The organism is Paenibacillus sp. A3M_27_13, from assembly GCF_024213315.1.
GTDB lineage: Bacteria > Bacillota > Bacilli > Paenibacillales > Paenibacillaceae > Paenibacillus > Paenibacillus polymyxa_B.
Genome location: NZ_JANAVE010000001.1, coordinates 1,285,325 through 1,301,200 on the forward strand (window position 1 = coordinate 1,285,325; position 15,876 = coordinate 1,301,200).

Annotated in this window: 15 protein-coding genes; 3 read left to right on the forward strand and 12 right to left on the reverse strand. The window is 38.4% G+C overall.

What is annotated here, in order from left to right; translation table 11 throughout:
• Positions 1 to 15: 15 nt before the first annotated feature.
• Positions 16 to 1,440: a pyridoxal phosphate-dependent decarboxylase family protein gene (locus NLX82_RS05715; RefSeq protein ID WP_245240363.1), complete on the forward strand. Its 1,425-nt coding sequence runs from the start codon at positions 16 to 18 to the stop codon at positions 1,438 to 1,440.
• A 384-nt stretch (positions 1,441 to 1,824) separates the two neighbouring features.
• On the opposite strand, the gene NLX82_RS05720 is transcribed toward NLX82_RS05715, so the two are convergent.
• The 9 genes from NLX82_RS05720 to NLX82_RS05760 all read right to left on the reverse strand — a co-directional run bounded on the left by NLX82_RS05720 (position 1,825) and on the right by NLX82_RS05760 (position 9,810).
• Positions 1,825 to 2,757: a M23 family metallopeptidase gene (locus NLX82_RS05720; protein ID WP_254347598.1), complete on the reverse strand. Its 933-nt coding sequence runs from the start codon at positions 2,755 to 2,757 to the stop codon at positions 1,825 to 1,827.
• Complete coding sequence (locus NLX82_RS05725; RefSeq protein WP_034095077.1) at positions 2,758 to 3,882, reverse strand: serine hydrolase; 1,125 nt, start codon at positions 3,880 to 3,882, stop codon at positions 2,758 to 2,760.
• A gap of 10 nt (positions 3,883 to 3,892) precedes the next feature.
• Positions 3,893 to 4,681 carry a DCC1-like thiol-disulfide oxidoreductase family protein gene (locus NLX82_RS27895; RefSeq protein WP_254347599.1) on the reverse strand — a complete coding sequence of 263 codons (789 nt, stop codon included), beginning with the start codon at positions 4,679 to 4,681 and terminating at the stop codon, positions 3,893 to 3,895.
• Positions 4,682 to 5,225: 544 nt separating this feature from the next.
• Complete coding sequence (locus tag NLX82_RS05735) at positions 5,226 to 5,909, reverse strand: DUF5819 family protein (protein WP_028542218.1); 684 nt, start codon at positions 5,907 to 5,909, stop codon at positions 5,226 to 5,228.
• 75 nt (positions 5,910 to 5,984) lie between these two features.
• Positions 5,985 to 6,302: a hypothetical protein gene (locus NLX82_RS05740; RefSeq protein ID WP_028542217.1), complete on the reverse strand. Its 318-nt coding sequence runs from the start codon at positions 6,300 to 6,302 to the stop codon at positions 5,985 to 5,987.
• Positions 6,303 to 6,793: 491 nt separating this feature from the next.
• Complete coding sequence (locus tag NLX82_RS05745) at positions 6,794 to 7,306, reverse strand: copper amine oxidase N-terminal domain-containing protein (RefSeq protein WP_028542216.1); 513 nt, start codon at positions 7,304 to 7,306, stop codon at positions 6,794 to 6,796.
• 225 nt (positions 7,307 to 7,531) lie between these two features.
• On the reverse strand, positions 7,532 to 8,056 hold the full coding sequence (locus tag NLX82_RS05750) for a VOC family protein (RefSeq protein WP_254347600.1): 525 nt from the start codon (positions 8,054 to 8,056) through the stop codon (positions 7,532 to 7,534).
• Between the two features lie 51 nt (positions 8,057 to 8,107).
• Entirely contained in the window at positions 8,108 to 8,734 is a 627-nt protein-coding gene (locus tag NLX82_RS05755) for a type 1 glutamine amidotransferase family protein (protein ID WP_053325912.1), read from the reverse strand.
• Between the two features lie 113 nt (positions 8,735 to 8,847).
• A complete protein-coding gene (locus NLX82_RS05760; protein WP_069080743.1) occupies positions 8,848 to 9,810 on the reverse strand; it encodes a helix-turn-helix transcriptional regulator in 963 nt (320 codons plus the stop codon).
• A gap of 158 nt (positions 9,811 to 9,968) precedes the next feature.
• On the opposite strand from NLX82_RS05760, the gene NLX82_RS05765 reads away from it, so the two are divergent.
• Complete coding sequence (locus NLX82_RS05765) at positions 9,969 to 10,943, forward strand: CdiA family toxin C-terminal domain-containing protein (RefSeq protein ID WP_193217066.1); 975 nt, start codon at positions 9,969 to 9,971, stop codon at positions 10,941 to 10,943.
• Between the two features lie 12 nt (positions 10,944 to 10,955).
• Positions 10,956 to 11,339 carry a ribonuclease toxin immunity protein CdiI gene (gene cdiI, locus NLX82_RS05770; protein WP_049828469.1) on the forward strand — a complete coding sequence of 128 codons (384 nt, stop codon included), beginning with the start codon at positions 10,956 to 10,958 and terminating at the stop codon, positions 11,337 to 11,339.
• A gap of 1,246 nt (positions 11,340 to 12,585) precedes the next feature.
• Here cdiI and NLX82_RS05775 read toward each other — a convergent pair.
• From NLX82_RS05775 to NLX82_RS05785, 3 genes are read right to left on the reverse strand one after another with little or no spacing between them, the layout of a single operon-like run.
• On the reverse strand, positions 12,586 to 13,467 hold the full coding sequence (locus NLX82_RS05775; protein ID WP_013311404.1) for a carbohydrate ABC transporter permease: 882 nt from the start codon (positions 13,465 to 13,467) through the stop codon (positions 12,586 to 12,588).
• A gap of 55 nt (positions 13,468 to 13,522) precedes the next feature.
• On the reverse strand, positions 13,523 to 14,404 hold the full coding sequence (locus NLX82_RS05780; RefSeq protein ID WP_069080744.1) for a carbohydrate ABC transporter permease: 882 nt from the start codon (positions 14,402 to 14,404) through the stop codon (positions 13,523 to 13,525).
• A gap of 26 nt (positions 14,405 to 14,430) precedes the next feature.
• On the reverse strand, positions 14,431 to 15,774 hold the full coding sequence (locus NLX82_RS05785; protein ID WP_069080745.1) for an extracellular solute-binding protein: 1,344 nt from the start codon (positions 15,772 to 15,774) through the stop codon (positions 14,431 to 14,433).
• Between the last annotated feature and the right edge of the window lie 102 nt (positions 15,775 to 15,876).

Here is a 15,876-nt window from a genome sequence, read left to right on the forward strand (position 1 = left end):
AAGGAGATGCTTATAATGAATCAAGAACCAAGTCAGCAATTAGGTGAGATTATTGAGCAGTTCATACATTCATTTATAGCAGAAAATAACAATATTCGATCCCGAAAAGTAATCAACACTGCAGATGGGGATACAATAGCTCATTTAAGGGGAATTGGTTTTCCGAAAAAAGGAAGACCGATACAAGAGGTCGTCGATGAAATGAGGAAAAACGTCTATCCTCACCAAACCTTCATGCAACACCCTCGCTTTTTCGCATTGGTTCCTGGTCCAATGTCTCTTTACTCGTGGTTAGGAGATATCATGACCAGCGCTTATAATACCCATGCCGGAAGCTGGATGCTGAGTTCGAGCGCAAGCCTTTTAGAGGGGGAAGTGATCCGGTGGATGTGTGACCAAGCAGGATATCCCAATACTGCTGGAGGCTTATTTCTGTCGGGCGGATCGCTGTCGAATTTGACCGCTTTAGCGGCTGCACGCAATGCAAGGTTATCCGAGCAGGAATATGCCATTGGAACTGCTTATGTTTCAGATCAAACTCATTCATCGGTCGCCAAAGGGTTACGCATCCTCGGATTCCGTGGTGATCAAATCAGAAAGATTCCAAGTGATAAAAATTTTCGTATGGATGTTTCAGCCTTAGAAAAAAAAGTAATGGATGATCAGGCGGCTGGCATGAAGCCTTTTGCGATCATTGCCACGGCTGGCACAACCAATACGGGAAGCATTGACCCGTTGAACGAAATTGCTGACCTATGTGAAAAACATAACATTTGGTTACACGTGGATGGAGCTTACGGTGCATCGATTTTGGCTTCTTCGAAATATAAGCCCCTTTTGAGCGGTATATCGCGTTCAGATAGCATTACCTGGGATGCACATAAATGGTTAATGCAGACATATTCCTGTAGCGTAGTTTTAGCCAAAGAAAATCAACAGCTTAGAAACTGCTTCAGCACACATCCAGAATATTTGAAAGATGCCGAGACTAATGAAGAATATATTAATTATTGGGATCTGGGCCCTGAATTAACGCGGCCTGCTCGAAGTTTGAAACTATGGGTGACACTACAGGCTTTAGGAACTAATGCTGTCGGTGAAGCCATAGAGCATGGAGTTCAACTCGCAGAATGGGCTGAAGATGAAATCAAAAAACATAATCATTGGGAAATTGTATCCCCCGCACAGTTAGCGATTGTTAATTTTCGATATGCGCCAACTGGATTATCTGAGCAAGAATTAGATTCACTCAATAAAAGGATCTCCCAAGAAATGATGACAAACGGATACGCCTCTGTGCTTACGACACAACTTAATGGAAAAACTGTTCTCCGAATCTGTGCAATTCACCCAGACACTACGGAACATGAGATAAGGAATACAATTCAGCTTTTATCGAATATAGCACGCTCATTGAATGAGACAAAAGCCTTTTTGTGATGAAAAATCTTGAAATGAAATGCTACGCTTTCTGTAAATGAATAAAAATGCTCAACATCACACAAATAAAAGGGGCTCGCGGCCCCTCTTTACCGTTTCTCCCTACCTCTTCCAAATTAATGTCCTTGTTCAGTAAAAATGAACAGCACTCAATCCTAAAACGTTTTTTTGGAATGCAGGAACATATTCAAATTCCCCTCTATCCCTCGTACATCAATGCTTCTTATCTCGATATATTACTACCACGCACTCTACATGTATCGAGACGATGGTAAGGATATACCTCTCGCTTAAGTTGAAAATACTTGCTTTGAAGAACAATACACCATACTAAAAATCTGGTAAACAAATTCTCAAACCGACTTTCTAGGTAGGTATACATTTTTAACGAAAAATAAGTGTTTGATTAAATAGCAAATCATTTCTCTTTAAGTAATTACCATTAAAAGTAATAGGAACCGAGGTTCCATTGAAGTAATCTCTCTTATTGTCATGTTTTATAGCATGAACATGAAGATGCGGCTCACTACTGTAACCTGAGTTCCCTACTTTCGCAATTTCCTGTCCAACCTTGACAAAATCATTTTTCTTGACTAATAGACTATTTTTCTTCAAGTGTAACAACAGAATATTATATCCTTGGTGTTTGATGATAATCATATTTGTAGTACTACGGCCCAGGGAGTTTGGGACATTATCTTCTACTCCATCCACAACTTCGATAATTCTACCCTCAACCGGACTATATACTGAATCATTATAAATGGGATAGGATTTTAAAGATTCAGGATTATCAAATATCCCTTTTCTTGAACCTAACGGGGTGAGCTTAGTTATATCCACCGCATATTTCAGAGTACGATGCGAAAAGTGATAGTTCATAGATGAACTCATTCCACCATTCACTACCTCGTAAGCCCCTCCTTTCAAAGGGAACGCTAAATCGACTGCATCTTCGTGTTTAGGAGTGGATGTAATGTATGAAATACTAAATAAAATACATATAAAAACTTGATATATTGCTAATAAACCATAAAGAGAAAGGAATATTCGTGTTTTTCTATTTAAGCCATTAAATTTAAAAGAGCGTAAAGTAACCATTTGACGGAATAAGGAACATCCAAACAATACGATGCAAACCGGTCGTAAATAATAGCTAATTTCTGTCCAATCATTTATGAATAAAATCATGAACGTATATGCACTTGTAAACAAAGTGTGTATATACCACGAAATACGATTTTTAAATGGAAAGTAAGCCATGATCCAGTAAAGTATAAGCGGAATCAGCAGCATTTTTACAAAATAAAAAAACATTCAATTTCTTCCCTTGTCATATGATAATTTGCTTCTTACCTCTTCTTGAAATGCAGTATCCGTTAATAATTTGTAAAAAAACAAATCCAGCTTCTGCTTGAGCCAAATATGATCCACCCCAGAATCATCTTGAATAAACATGGCTAGTTGAATGTCATTTCCTTCCCGATCCGTACAATATAAAGCCTCTGTTAGAACAGAAATGGTAGATCCACCTTTGTTTCCAAACTCTATTAACTTGGAGTTATCCACTTGTCGCTGAATTAGCATCTTTAGATATGGATTTATAGTAGAAGGAACCAACTCCCCCTTGTGTATAAGCTTCATGAGGTAAGCATACTCTTTAGTCGTTGAACGAGGAAGCTTGCGCGATTCCAGCACTTGAAGCTTTCGTACATAATTCTGCCTGGTGTTCCATTTCTGAATACATTCTATCCCCTGATCACGATTTAAAATCTGATGAATTTCAATAGATTTTTTCATATATTCCTCGTAGCTCATCTCACTTATCTTTTGTATCGACTCTTTAAAGCCTATGTTTTCGGTCTCTTGGATATAAGGAGACATGAATCCCGCAGATGAAAAAGGAAAGATTTTATCATGGGAAGAAAGTGAGAGCTTCATAATATTCTTATTTATCTTATCCAAACCCATTTTCGCCATCAGAAATTCTGTATTGGCATTGGAACTATATGCTAACATGCCGTGAGTAATATCCAATAACGTAATTTTCCCTCGAACCTCTTTATGGTTTGAGCGAATGGATTTGATCCAGTTATGATGAGCGTTACCATCGGAACCAGGGATATAAAATTTATTTAATTCCTCTAAAGGAACAAGTTCCTGCTCGTCTAATATTTCCGCCGCAACTTGGCGAGCAAATTCGATAGCAATGATCACTTTGACCGTGCTGGCAAGCGGCATTTTAACTTCTGAGTTATAGCTGATTTTCTCCATACCATTTTTGATCATAAACAAGGATGCTTTACTCGGATTTTCCTTCAAAAAACTTAGAACATCCATTTCTGTTTTCTTATTATTTTGGCGCTTCGCAATGAGCAAAAACAGGATACATATGAGAACAAATATTAAAATTATAGCTACTAACAATAAAATTATTTTCATACTTTGCTCCTTAATGGACACGCTTAGGCTGAAGTTCACATAAGTCGTCACAGTTCCCCACGGGAATCACTTTTCTTTTAGAAGCTATATAATCATACAAATAACCACCAATACCCATTTTTTCGAAAATAATTATAAAGGGAACCGCCCACCAAAGATACGGTATTCTTGTACAAATTTGTGCAATAGAGTCAATTCCACGTTGTATTTTACTGGAATCATTCATTGAGAAACTATGCATTCGCCTTTCTAATTCATTAACATCTAATTTGTATGCTTGAACCAATGAAGAATTCCGAAAACTAACAAGCCGTAGCATTCTAAAATAATCTAGCTTGTACAAATTGTCTTTTATATTTGTACAGACAGGACACCAACCATCATAGAAAACCAGAATTTGTTTGTGTTGAAAACTTACATATCCTAATTTTCTTGTTTTTCTTCGAATTGTAATTGATATTTTCCTGAAACTGATCTTTATAAAATGGTATAACTTTTTATATTCTCGATCCGTAAACAACAATAATTCCATAACAATCATAATTAGTGAAAACGTCAGTAAGCCCATGCCTATACCGATTCCTGCATGAAACAATATCATAGCAATAACTACAAACGGTTTAAGGCTTTTATTAATTACAGCAAAAGGAAAAGCTATTTTAACAATTATAGATAAATAAGTGAATAAAATGGTGAGTCCAACATAATGGTTAACCATATAATCCAAAATAGGTCTGCTAAACTCTCTCACCTGAGAGATATAATAAAGTGCCGTTCCGTTTTGCCACATTTCTCCCATAAGCTGATACATTCCTGAGAAGAAATAAACAATACACAGTTGTATAATACAAAAAAGTACTGCAAAATTGTGAATTATTATGGATAACTTATAAATCAAAGACTGCTTCGAGCCTTTTCCATGTAAGCTATTCAATTTAGAATCAAAAGAGAAATATGCAGTATTATTAGAGAATAGGAGAAAAAACATATTTACTATCAGTAAATTGTCTCCTCCGTCACTTATATGAAAAGAACGAACATACAGTGAATAAAAAAATAGATAGGTCAGAATTGAAAAAAGGCGGCCTTTGTATCCAATTAAATAAAAAATAGTAACCACAATTCCTAAATGATAGATAAAGTCAAAAAATAAAGGTGATGAATTCAAATTATATAAAGACCATGTTAATGACTTGTACCCAGCAGAATATATATTAATTCCAGATTCGTGCCAAAAAAAATATCTTTGTTTATAATGAATAAAATAATTGAAAAGTAATATCAACCCGATACATATCCGAAGGATACTTGTGCCAATAAGAAAGCGTTCATTCATAAAAAAATTACGGTAATTCAACAACATCCTTTACAACTCCTTTCCAACCATATACGACATTATCTTCTTTCACTTTAAAATGAAGATCATCTCGCTTTGAATATGGAATTGCATCCGATATTGAGGTCATAAACTGGACATCGGTTATTTCATGTTTCAAAAACTCTCTTTTCGCAAACGCAGAGGCATAGCGGTATATGATTTGTTCAACTTGATCCGAATCCTTTTCTAAAGAAGCATTTATTTCTTTGGCGACATTATCTTTTTTAGATATTTTCTCCATTAATTTATATGTTAGATCATCTTTTCCTCCTATATATAATTGATGTATGTATCCACTTCCAATTCTGAGCATCCTATTATAAGGTGAAAATACTGTCGTCTCATTCGTCCTGATCATAGGTTCAGTAACATCATACCAATTGCTTATAACAGTTTTGGTACTGCCCTCCCCCTTATACTTCACACGTACATATAATTTTAGATTTTGAGTCATAGGCTGGGGAGCAAATAGATGCCAGTTTTGTTGAAAAAACCGTCCAACATAGTTATCAGTTACTGATTTCAATGAAACAGAGACCGGGTTAAGCGGTCCAGCGTGAAGAAAAATAAAGAAGAAATGAACCATCAAGAACAACGATAAAGAGAATAACGTAGCATTTAAAATAAACGCTTCACTTCTTTTTTTCATTTAAGCAATCACCTCTTTTAAATAACATCAGGGAGAGAGAAATATAAAAATCTGATCCTCTCCCTGATGTTTCAGCTATTTATCAAAAATTACATCTGCATTCTCTACATCACTACTAGAAGCACCTGTACCTAATAGACTTCCTAAGCGGGTCGCTTCCCTCAAAGCATCCTTGTTAGCTTCATAAGCTGCTTTACCAACTTGTACTGCTTTACGAGCAAGGGATGCTATTGCTTGAGGCTCAACAGCAGCACCATTTGCATTCACGCTAATTAAAGGAGAAGAATTTCCAGAGGAAACGTCATAATCAGAAGCGTAAGAAGCGCTTAAACTTACAGTAGAGAAGGCTGTGATGGCTAAAGCTAGACTAAGTATTGTTAATTTTTTCTTCATAGATAATTCCTCCTAAGATGGTTAGTAACAAAATAATTTCAATTCCTTAGTTTATGACTTTTTTATCATAAATACTATTATTCAATATAATTACTTAATATATCACTCCCTTCCATATTTTATATCTTATTTTCCCTTGCCAAAAATCATAAGCATAAATTTTTAGTAATTAAAATTAAAAATTATTTCGGATTATATCCTATTCCAGCAGGTGTCGCGCTTCATTTTAAAATCCATCAAAAGAAGAAAACAGCAATGTCTACAAGTTACAACAAACTCTGTGCCTTAAATAGTTTTATGTCTACATTTGGTCTACAATAAGGGTGACTAAAAGCAAAAACCCGCTCAATGAGCGGGTTTCAGTATAGAGACATGGGGATTTGAACCCCTGTTCCAAACTTTTTGATATACATTAAAATTGCTACTCCTCAAACTCTACGACCCAAGATTTAAAGAGCAATTAGTTTTACCCATTTCAAAACTATCAAGCATTATTTCTTAATGTCAACATGTAATGTTCCATTGATCGTAGTTGAATTTACTGTAGCTCCCAGAACTTCCGAAACAAATCTAAGAGGTACCATAACCCGATTTGGATATTCCGGCATAATGGGAGCACTCGGCATCATCTTTTCTTCATCGTTCACGTATGCAACTTTGCTACCCACGGTTAATCGTATAATTGTACCATTCTTCGATTTAATTGTAACTTCTTGTGTAGGCATGTTCCATGAGACAGACTCTCCTAGCCCTTCAATTATGAATTTAATAGGAACATATACGGTGTTTGTGGATCTCTCTATATACGGACTGACGTCTGTCGTCAAGGTGCTATTATTTTCGTTTGTGGCTCTCTCTAGAAATGGATCTAATGTCAAAGCGCTGTTATTTACAGAAACTTCAACATTATAACTAAATTTAGATCCCGCATGTGCTCTCTCAACTGAGACTAAAGAAACGAACACAAAGATAACAGCTAAGGGTAAAATTATACGTTTTAACATGGTTTACCTCTCTCTATTTATCGACTAGACCCTCATTGAGGAGCTAAAACACCACCTATGCATCCTGTATTCAATCTTTCCTTACTGACAGTGAACAGCGCTCAACATGCCTTATGTGGTGATAAAGATGCCGTATTTTCCGCCAACTAATTGCCACCAGAATTTCGATTACATCATTTTAGCAGATTGTCACTTTAATACATTTTACCAAAAAAGTTATTGCATTTATTCTCCACTAAAGCTTTTAGCCCATTCAGCAACCCTACGACTACTTTCTTCTTCTGACAAATCCTCGATTCTGGTCATAATAGACCATCTTACTCCACAAGGATCCAATATACTTCCGAATCGATCACCTGATACAAAGTTTGTAACGGGTTCCCTTACTTTCCCTCCTCTTGCTACCGCATTTTCAATGACCTGATCCACATTCATGACGTAAATTCCGAAAGAATAACACGCATTGTCTTCATCTGGCGGCAAGACCAATTGATATGCCGGATTCGCTGCTCCCAGCTGCAAAAAACCATTTCCAAAATCTAATTCCGCATGAACAATTATTTTATTGCCATTCTCATCAGGATATTCAGTAATATCCTTAACCCTTGCATTGAAAACCGTTGTATAGAACTCTATTGCTTCCGAAGGATTCTTCACTGTAATAAAAGGGGTAATAGATGTAAAGCCGTTGGGCATTCCCTTCTTTGTATATTTACCTGACACTCCCGTATATTCTCTGCTTTCAGTCATTTTAACTCCTCCTTTAAATGATCGTAACAGTTCAATTTAATGCTCATATCTTTATTGGATTGAATTCATCAACTCATAGTAATATTTGGATTCACGAGTTTTGTTAAGACTATACCAGGCTTCTAATGTTTTTGAAGAAAACACACCCAGAGCTTTTAAGACATGTACAGAAAACTCCAACGGAGCTGTTCCAGATGCAGTGATCAGTTTTCCATCCGTTACAGCAGACTCCACTTTGTAATAATTTTCGCCCGTGTAGTTGGGACAGATCATTTTAAGGTATTCCAGATCATTGCTTGTATGCCAACGTGAATTCAGCAATCCTGCCTGGGCAAGTCCCATGGTAGCACCACAAATCGCTGCAACCCATATCCCTTCCTCTAAACACCTCTCAGCGATTTTTAAGATGGGTTGGTGAATGGTTTCTGTCCATGTATCTCCACCGGGTAAAATCAATGTATCTGTGCTTTCAATGCTGCACTCATCCAGTGTGATGTCAGGCAGGATTTTCAATCCGCCCATTGTAGTTACAGGGGTCTTTTCCATTCCCACGGTAACTATTTTTGATGGGACCAGCCCCTTTTTATAATATCTCCCCGAGTTCAGTTCGGCAGTTAAATAACCTATCTCCCAATCTGCCATGGTGTCAAACACATAAAGATATACTGTATTATTCATTTGCAAATTCTCCTTATTTTATAATTCATCGAGTGATACCAATCATCCTCCGGTAATCAATGATTATCATCATTATAAAGAAGCTTCACTGACATCTGCTGTCAGTGAAGCTATTAACGTTGATAATATTCCATTAACTCCGACGCAACAGCAACAAGTTTTTCCTTCAAACTCTGTGGTTCGATGACTTGAATGGATTTCCCGTAGGGTAGGAGTAAATAAGGGACATATGTATGAAGAGATTTTTCCTCAAGCAAAAAGATGGCTTGATTGGATGTCCGCTCTTTCAGATGATGCCCCAAAAACCAATGCAGACATAAGTCATCCAATGCCTCTGACCTGCCTCCGATAGTTAAAGAAATTAACCCGTCCTTACCCACTAAATCAGGTAATAGATTTTCCATAAAAAATTCACGGGCTGAAAAAGCTTCGGAAAGCTTAAATATGATTGGAGTACGCTTGATTTGTAGAATCCGATCTGCCCGAAAGCTACGGATCTCATTTCTTAGGTGACAAAATGCAACAGTATACCATTTATTGTTCCAGTAGACCATTCCATAGGGGTCTATCACCCTATTCTTAGGTTGTTCTTCATGGCTTGTGCGATAATCCATTTCTACAGAGAATTGGTTGGCTACAGCCTGCTCCAATTCTGCCAATATCGGCTGAAGAGAAGGATCTCCCATGCGGTTAATAACTTCAAATCCGGCTAAATGACGGCTAAGTATACTTTCCTGCTCTTGATTCGAATACATTTTCAATTTTGATGTCGCATTGTCTAATGCCTCACTCAAAGGGTATCCAGCTTCTTTTGCAAAAATAGCAGCATGAAGTAGTGCTTTTTTTTCTTCAATATCAAATAGTAAAGGTGCTCTGATAAAATTATTCAGCAGGCTATACCCGCCATTATGCCCCGCGTCAGATATTATAGGCACTCCACTGGCACTTAGTGCATCAATATAACGATAAACTGTCCTTATATTTATTTCTAACTTTTCGGATATTTGTTTTGCAGTCATTTTTACGCCCGAATTCAGCATCCATAGAATGGCCAGCATATTATCGTTTTTTGGCATAACATAAACCCTCATCTTTCATTTAAGCTCAATCTTTTATAAATATCTTTTGATACTCCCTCTTACCATCTATTATATGCTTTTTTCGTACTCGTGACGGTAAACTGGATCGCCAATACTATAGTGAATGGAAACATAATTATCCCGGCGATTTCTTCATGCTAACTAGGAAGCAAGGAGTATCTGAAGAAGAGAAGAAATGGATGTTCTATGCTATTATCACAGAAAACCCTCTTATGTTTGGTGGTCGAGGGGGGATTGACCATACTAAAGAATTAAAAGGGATACTTTCAAAACTGGGTAGAGGAAAAGGGTTCTTTAATATTTCTTCTGGAGTAAGTGCAAAAGTAAGAGTCCAGGAATTATTAGCGAGACAACAAATAGAAGCTAGAGAAAACATAGCTAACCCAAAAAATAACCAAACTCTTGAAACCAAAGGCTACAAACCACAACCAAATGAAAGGTTAACAACGAAAAACCAATATAAACAGCAGGATCAACAGGCAAGGAAAACGCTACGAGAGACTGCCTCCAAGGCAACTAGAGAAGAAAATAGTAAAATTCAAAAGAAGGTCATATATAATGTAGCTAAGAGTACAAATACAAGAAAATCCTCAAATATAAAAGAATATTTAAAAAAGGAAAAAGAAATTGTTAAATCATCAATAACAGCAACTCCCGAGTTGGAGACTCATATAAAACATAGAGAGTTTGTGGATAAGAACGGAAAAGAGCACCCAAACAAAAAAGGAATCGTTGGTGCACACAATAGTGAGGAGTTTTATGAAAATGATGTAAAAGTAGTAAACGAGTATAAAGTTTATGACGTGAATGGTAATGAAGTAAGGGGAGTTAAACAAGTAGAGTATAGCATGCCTGAATTAGATCCTAAAACAAGACAACCGACTGGTACTTATAACAAGAAGGTGCTAAAGAAAACTATTTATGATCCTAATGTTATATCTGATAAAAAATATATTGAGAGAGGTATCGAAGCTGCGAACAATGCTTTAACAAAGGAGACGTCAGGAACTTTACCTCGTGTTTGGATGGGAGTAGATTCAAAAGGAGTATCATGGGTCGGATATTATGAAGATGGAAGAATAACATCGTTATTCCCAACCACACCTTAGGAGGAATGAAAAATGAAAAATATTTTAAATTCTGAAGATTTGATTAGTATTGAACACTTGCCATTGGAAGGGCTGGTGAATTTTTGCTACTTATCAAATTCATTTAAAGATGCAATGAAGTATTTAAGTAGGGAAGTAGGTTTTGGGACAGATTTCGGCGGTTTTACCTTTTGGAGTGATCTTGATGAAAGTGATAAAAGTTTATATCATGAAGAGTTCAAAGGTATTGAAATCGAGTACGGAGATGATTCGATAATTATTGCTTATGAAAATCTATATTATTATTTTAAATTAGCAGCAAAGAGATACATTGAAAAAAATCCGCAAGATGAGCAAGAAATCGAAAAGTATCTTAAAGAAATGAGAAGTAACCTAAATGTAGAGCAGGAAAATTGATTTATAAATTTTATAAGAATTAACTATCAGTATGTATATTGTATAACACCATATGTATAAAGATTTCTCCATTTTGATAGTACGTACAATTTATACCCCAAATAACGCAATAGCATTACATTGAACAGGTCGACTATGGTCAGATACCACCATGATTGACCTGTTTTATGTTATATTCGTTTTTTTCACAGTTTTTCAAAATCCTTCAAACTGTAGAGTATACCTCCCCGATAGGGAGAGTGAAAGGATAATACTGCAACATCCAAGCAATATAGGCCAAAAACTATAGTGCAAGGATTAGAATAGTTCCGCAACAATCAGAACAGCATCCGTATTAGACTTTACTGCTAAGTGCATATTTGCTTGAGTATAATATATAAAACTTATTCCAATAGAGTTAGGGTTGGAGTTATCTAAACGTATAGAGAGATAGCAACTTTCCCTGATAATATGCTACAACCATAATTTTAAGGAGGATATTTAATGTTTGAAGAAAAAGTAAGAGCAATCTTGGGTGCACGGGCATTACTTGATGATAACGATCCAAGAATAGAATAAAAATGGGATGAATTAATTAATTTACTCAGTGAAGATGAAAACTCAACTTTGAATTTCTTGCAGATATGCAATAAAACAGAGATTTCATTTTTAAGTGGGTTTTCGAAGAAGTGGCGTACAATTTACAGAGCAAAAAGTATATCGACATATTATATTCTTTAGATAAGAGATATCCAGACTTAGATTTAATAAGACATATTCACACCGCTGAGAGCTACATGGATTATCGATTTGAAGCTCACAGTATCGATTATATCAATATTTAATAATTTACAAATTTTACTGTATAATACCTATTCCAACTATCCCTTCGCTTTTTACGCGTACGACAGCAAAATATATCACTTAAATAGTGGAAAGTAGTTACATAGAATAGGTCAGTTATGGTGAGAACCATCCATAATTGACCTTTTTCTCCACAACACCGTTACATTTAAAATAGATAACCCCCATTAGAATGGATATAGTAAAAGCTAGCCACCCTAAAAAAATTATTTTAGTGAAGTTCTTGTTCTCCCAAGCAAATAGTCCAAAATTTAATTTCACACAAAAGAACAATGGCTCGCAATCATCTTCAACTCAAACTAGACTCGCATAAAAAAGCACCTCCTAGCATTCATCGGACAAACCAAGAGGTTTGTTCCAATGTCTACACTAGGGGGCACTCTTCTAATCTGGGGAATTTGTTTTATCCCTTAACCGACCCGGCCGCAATCCCTTCCACAATCCGGTCACTCATGATGAGAAACACGAGCAAAATGGGCAAAATGCTGATCATCAACGTAGCTCCGATAGCTCCCCAGTCGGTCGTATATTGTCCAATAAAGTTTTGGACGCCTACAGTCAGTGTTTTGTTTTCGTCCGAGCTGATGAACGTATTAACGAAAATAAACTCATTCCAGTTATAGATCATGTTAATAATAGATGTCGTTGCCATGACAGGGGTTGTCATGGGCAGCACGATTCGGAAGAACATCCGGTTGACGGAGCAGCCGTCCATAACGGCCGCTTCTTCCACTTCACGGGGCAAAGCGTAATAGAAGCCCAGCAAGATCATCATCGTTGTCGGTAGATTAAAAGCAACATACGACAGGATGATGGAGAGTGAAGTGTCTGTTAAATGCAGTTTGAGAAACATACTGAACAGCGGGATCAAGGTGGAATGGACTGGAATCATCAGTCCGACCATAAAGAGTCCGAGAACCAACTGACTTCCTTTCCACCGCATACGCGTAATGGCAAACGTTACAAAGCTGGCTAGCAGCACCGTCAGCGCCACGGATATGACCGTAATCCACACACTATTGAAGAAATACCGCCCGATATTGCCGCTGGTCCACACATTCATATAGTTCTCCCAATGCGGCTGGGACGGTAGTGCAAACGGCGGAAGGTTAAACACTTCCTGATTATTTTTAAGCGAGAACAGCATCAGCCACACCAGCGGTAAAAGCTGCGTCACCGCCAAGATGATTAAAATGATATACAAAGCGGCATAACCGACCCGAGTTAACATTTTGCCGCGGGTAGCGACTCCAAGCGGATAGTTGGCGGCTGCCTGGGTTTTCATATCCGTTCCTCCCTCTTCCTGTCCTTTGTTACCCTCATCTATTAGCAAGACTGCATTATGAATACTGGATGGTGTCACTAGTAGCCGTAACCTTGCGGATCAGCCACGTAGCGATTAGACAGATGAGCAGCAGGGCAAAGGCTGTAGCACTGCCGTATCCAAAATCAAAGCTGCGGAATGCCTGATGGTACATGTAAGAGGCCATCACTTCACTGGCTCCATTCGGTCCACCATCCGTCATGACGTAGATGAGGTCAAAATATTTGAGCGAACCGACAATGGACAATATGATCGTAACGTTAATCACCTCGCGCAGCAGGGGCAATTTGATACGAGTCGCAATCTGCCAGGCACTGGCCCCGTCGATCCGGGCAGCCTCCATTAGCGTTTCGGGAATGTTTTTCAGCCCGGCATAATAGATCAGGATATAAAAGCCTGCATATTGCCAAATAATCGGAATGAACAAAGCAAACAGCACCAAGGACGGATTAGCTAACCATTCAGGCGGATTGTGGACTCCGACCGACGCCAGTAAGGAATTGAGCACTCCGTTCGTTGGATGATATATTTTGAGCCACAGCTGTGCGATCGCTACAGATGACAACAGCATGGGAATCAGATAAATTTTCCGCAGCAGATTCGCTCCCTTGATTTTTCCTGACAAAATCATCGCAATGACCAGATAACCGATCAGACTGATGCCTGAAAACAAGGCCAACAGCAGCGAATGCCAGGCACTTTGCCAGAATGCACTGTCTGTGAGCAAATGTTGATAATTGTCCAGTCCCACAAAAGTCATAGAGCCGATTCCATTCCACTGATTCAGGCCGTAATAGCCGGTCAGTACGATGGGTACATATATTACGGCGAATAACAGCAGCAGAGAAGGCAATACATATAGAGCAATGACAAGCTTATTGGACATGACCTTTTCCACGGTCGGACCTCCTTAGGTGGTCAATTTCAATTTCCTTTCTCGATGGCAGCCTTATGCTGCTCGGCAAATTGTTGCGGTGTCACCGCTTTACCAAACAACGCCTGAATCATATTCAAATGTACCTGTGCTGCATTCGGCTTCATCTGTACATCGGCGAACAATGTAATGCTGCTGGCTTGATTCAGTCCGTTCAGCAAATCGACATACAGCTTGGGCAATTTTTCTTTGGAGGTGTCCACTTTCGTCGCCGGAATTACGCCCGCCTGTGTGACCGATTGCTCTCCCCATTTGACTACGAAGTATTCAACGAACGCTTTGGCCTCTTCTTTTACCTTGGAATTTTCCGAAACGAACAAGCCTACTCCCGGACCTCCTACCCAACTGTTCTCGTTCCCCTTGCCGCCTGCAACCATCGGAAATTTAAAGAAGCCAATTTGATCTTTAAATGCTTGTGGGATTGCGGGATTGGTCGTAAAATTCGGCAATTCCCAAGTAGCCATCAAATACATAGCTGCCTTGTCGTTCATAAACTCGGATTTTCCCTCATCATTGGACAAGCCGTTAAATCCTTTGTTAAAGGCATTCATATCCACAAGCGTCTGGACTTCGGAGGCCGCCTGAATTAAACCAGGGTCATCGAACGATCCTGAACCGTCAATCGCTTTTTTCAGCGTTTCGTTACCCGCTATACGCTCTGCCAGATACATGTACCAGAGTGAGCCGGTCCAGCGGTCTTTATTGCCCAATGCAATCGGTGCAACTCCATGATCCGTAAGTGTTTTCACAACCTGCTTAAACTCGTCAAATGTCACAGGTACCTTCAAGTTGTATTTTTGGAATATGGCTTTGTTGTAATAAATAGGTGTTATGTTCAATTCAATCGGAAGCGCATACGTTTTGCCATTCAGCGCATAAGCTTCGGTCGTTCCCGGTACAAATTTGTCCTTCAGCTTGGAACCATTCAACAGGTCATCCATCGGTGTAAATAATCCACCTTTAACGTAAGGCTCCATAAAGCCCGCTGCCCAGGTGATTCCGATATCCGGCAATTCATTGGAAGCTGACAGCACTTTGAGTTTGTTTTTATATTGTTCATTTTCCAGCACTTCCTGCTGAATGACGACATTCGGATGATCCTTTTGGTATTGATCTATAATCTGAGTCACAAGCTTGCTCTGCTGTGCCGAGCTTCCCTCTGGCCACAGGTGCATCATTTTGAGTGTAACCTTTCCTCCTTCTCCACTGGAACCACCTTGACCATCCTTACCAGCACCGCAACCGGATAGCACCAGCATGAATGACAGCAGCAGGGTCAACCCAGCAAACCATTTTTGATGTGAGCGCTTACGTAAACCATACTTGTTGGACATCGTTAGACCTCCGTTTGTTGTATTTATATTTTTTGTAACCGTTATCATTTGTAAGTTTAGCACTCCATTCCTGCTTCCAACAGGGTACGCTCATTGGGTATA

Bases quoted from the DNA above. Each gene is read 5' to 3' on its own strand.
- NLX82_RS05785 (WP_069080745.1), bottom strand. From the start codon at position 15,774: ATGTCCAACAAGTATGGTTTACGTAAGCGCTCACATCAAAAATGGTTT.
- NLX82_RS05715 (WP_245240363.1), top strand. From the start codon at position 16: ATGAATCAAGAACCAAGTCAGCAATTAGGTGAGATTATTGAGCAGTTC.
- NLX82_RS05725 (WP_034095077.1), bottom strand. From the start codon at position 3,882: ATGAAAATAATTTTATTGTTAGTAGCTATAATTTTAATATTTGTTCTC.
- NLX82_RS05760 (WP_069080743.1), bottom strand. From the start codon at position 9,810: ATGCCAAAAAACGATAATATGCTGGCCATTCTATGGATGCTGAATTCG.
- NLX82_RS05765 (WP_193217066.1), top strand. From the start codon at position 9,969: ATGCTAACTAGGAAGCAAGGAGTATCTGAAGAAGAGAAGAAATGGATG.
- NLX82_RS05750 (WP_254347600.1), bottom strand. From the start codon at position 8,056: ATGACTGAAAGCAGAGAATATACGGGAGTGTCAGGTAAATATACAAAG.
- NLX82_RS05735 (WP_028542218.1), bottom strand. From the start codon at position 5,909: ATGAAAAAAAGAAGTGAAGCGTTTATTTTAAATGCTACGTTATTCTCT.
- NLX82_RS27895 (WP_254347599.1), bottom strand. From the start codon at position 4,681: ATGGGAGAAATGTGGCAAAACGGAACGGCACTTTATTATATCTCTCAG.
- NLX82_RS05745 (WP_028542216.1), bottom strand. From the start codon at position 7,306: ATGTTAAAACGTATAATTTTACCCTTAGCTGTTATCTTTGTGTTCGTT.
- NLX82_RS05775 (WP_013311404.1), bottom strand. From the start codon at position 13,467: ATGAAAACCCAGGCAGCCGCCAACTATCCGCTTGGAGTCGCTACCCGC.
- NLX82_RS05755 (WP_053325912.1), bottom strand. From the start codon at position 8,734: ATGAATAATACAGTATATCTTTATGTGTTTGACACCATGGCAGATTGG.
- cdiI (WP_049828469.1), top strand. From the start codon at position 10,956: ATGAAAAATATTTTAAATTCTGAAGATTTGATTAGTATTGAACACTTG.
- NLX82_RS05740 (WP_028542217.1), bottom strand. From the start codon at position 6,302: ATGAAGAAAAAATTAACAATACTTAGTCTAGCTTTAGCCATCACAGCC.
- NLX82_RS05720 (WP_254347598.1), bottom strand. From the start codon at position 2,757: ATGTTTTTTTATTTTGTAAAAATGCTGCTGATTCCGCTTATACTTTAC.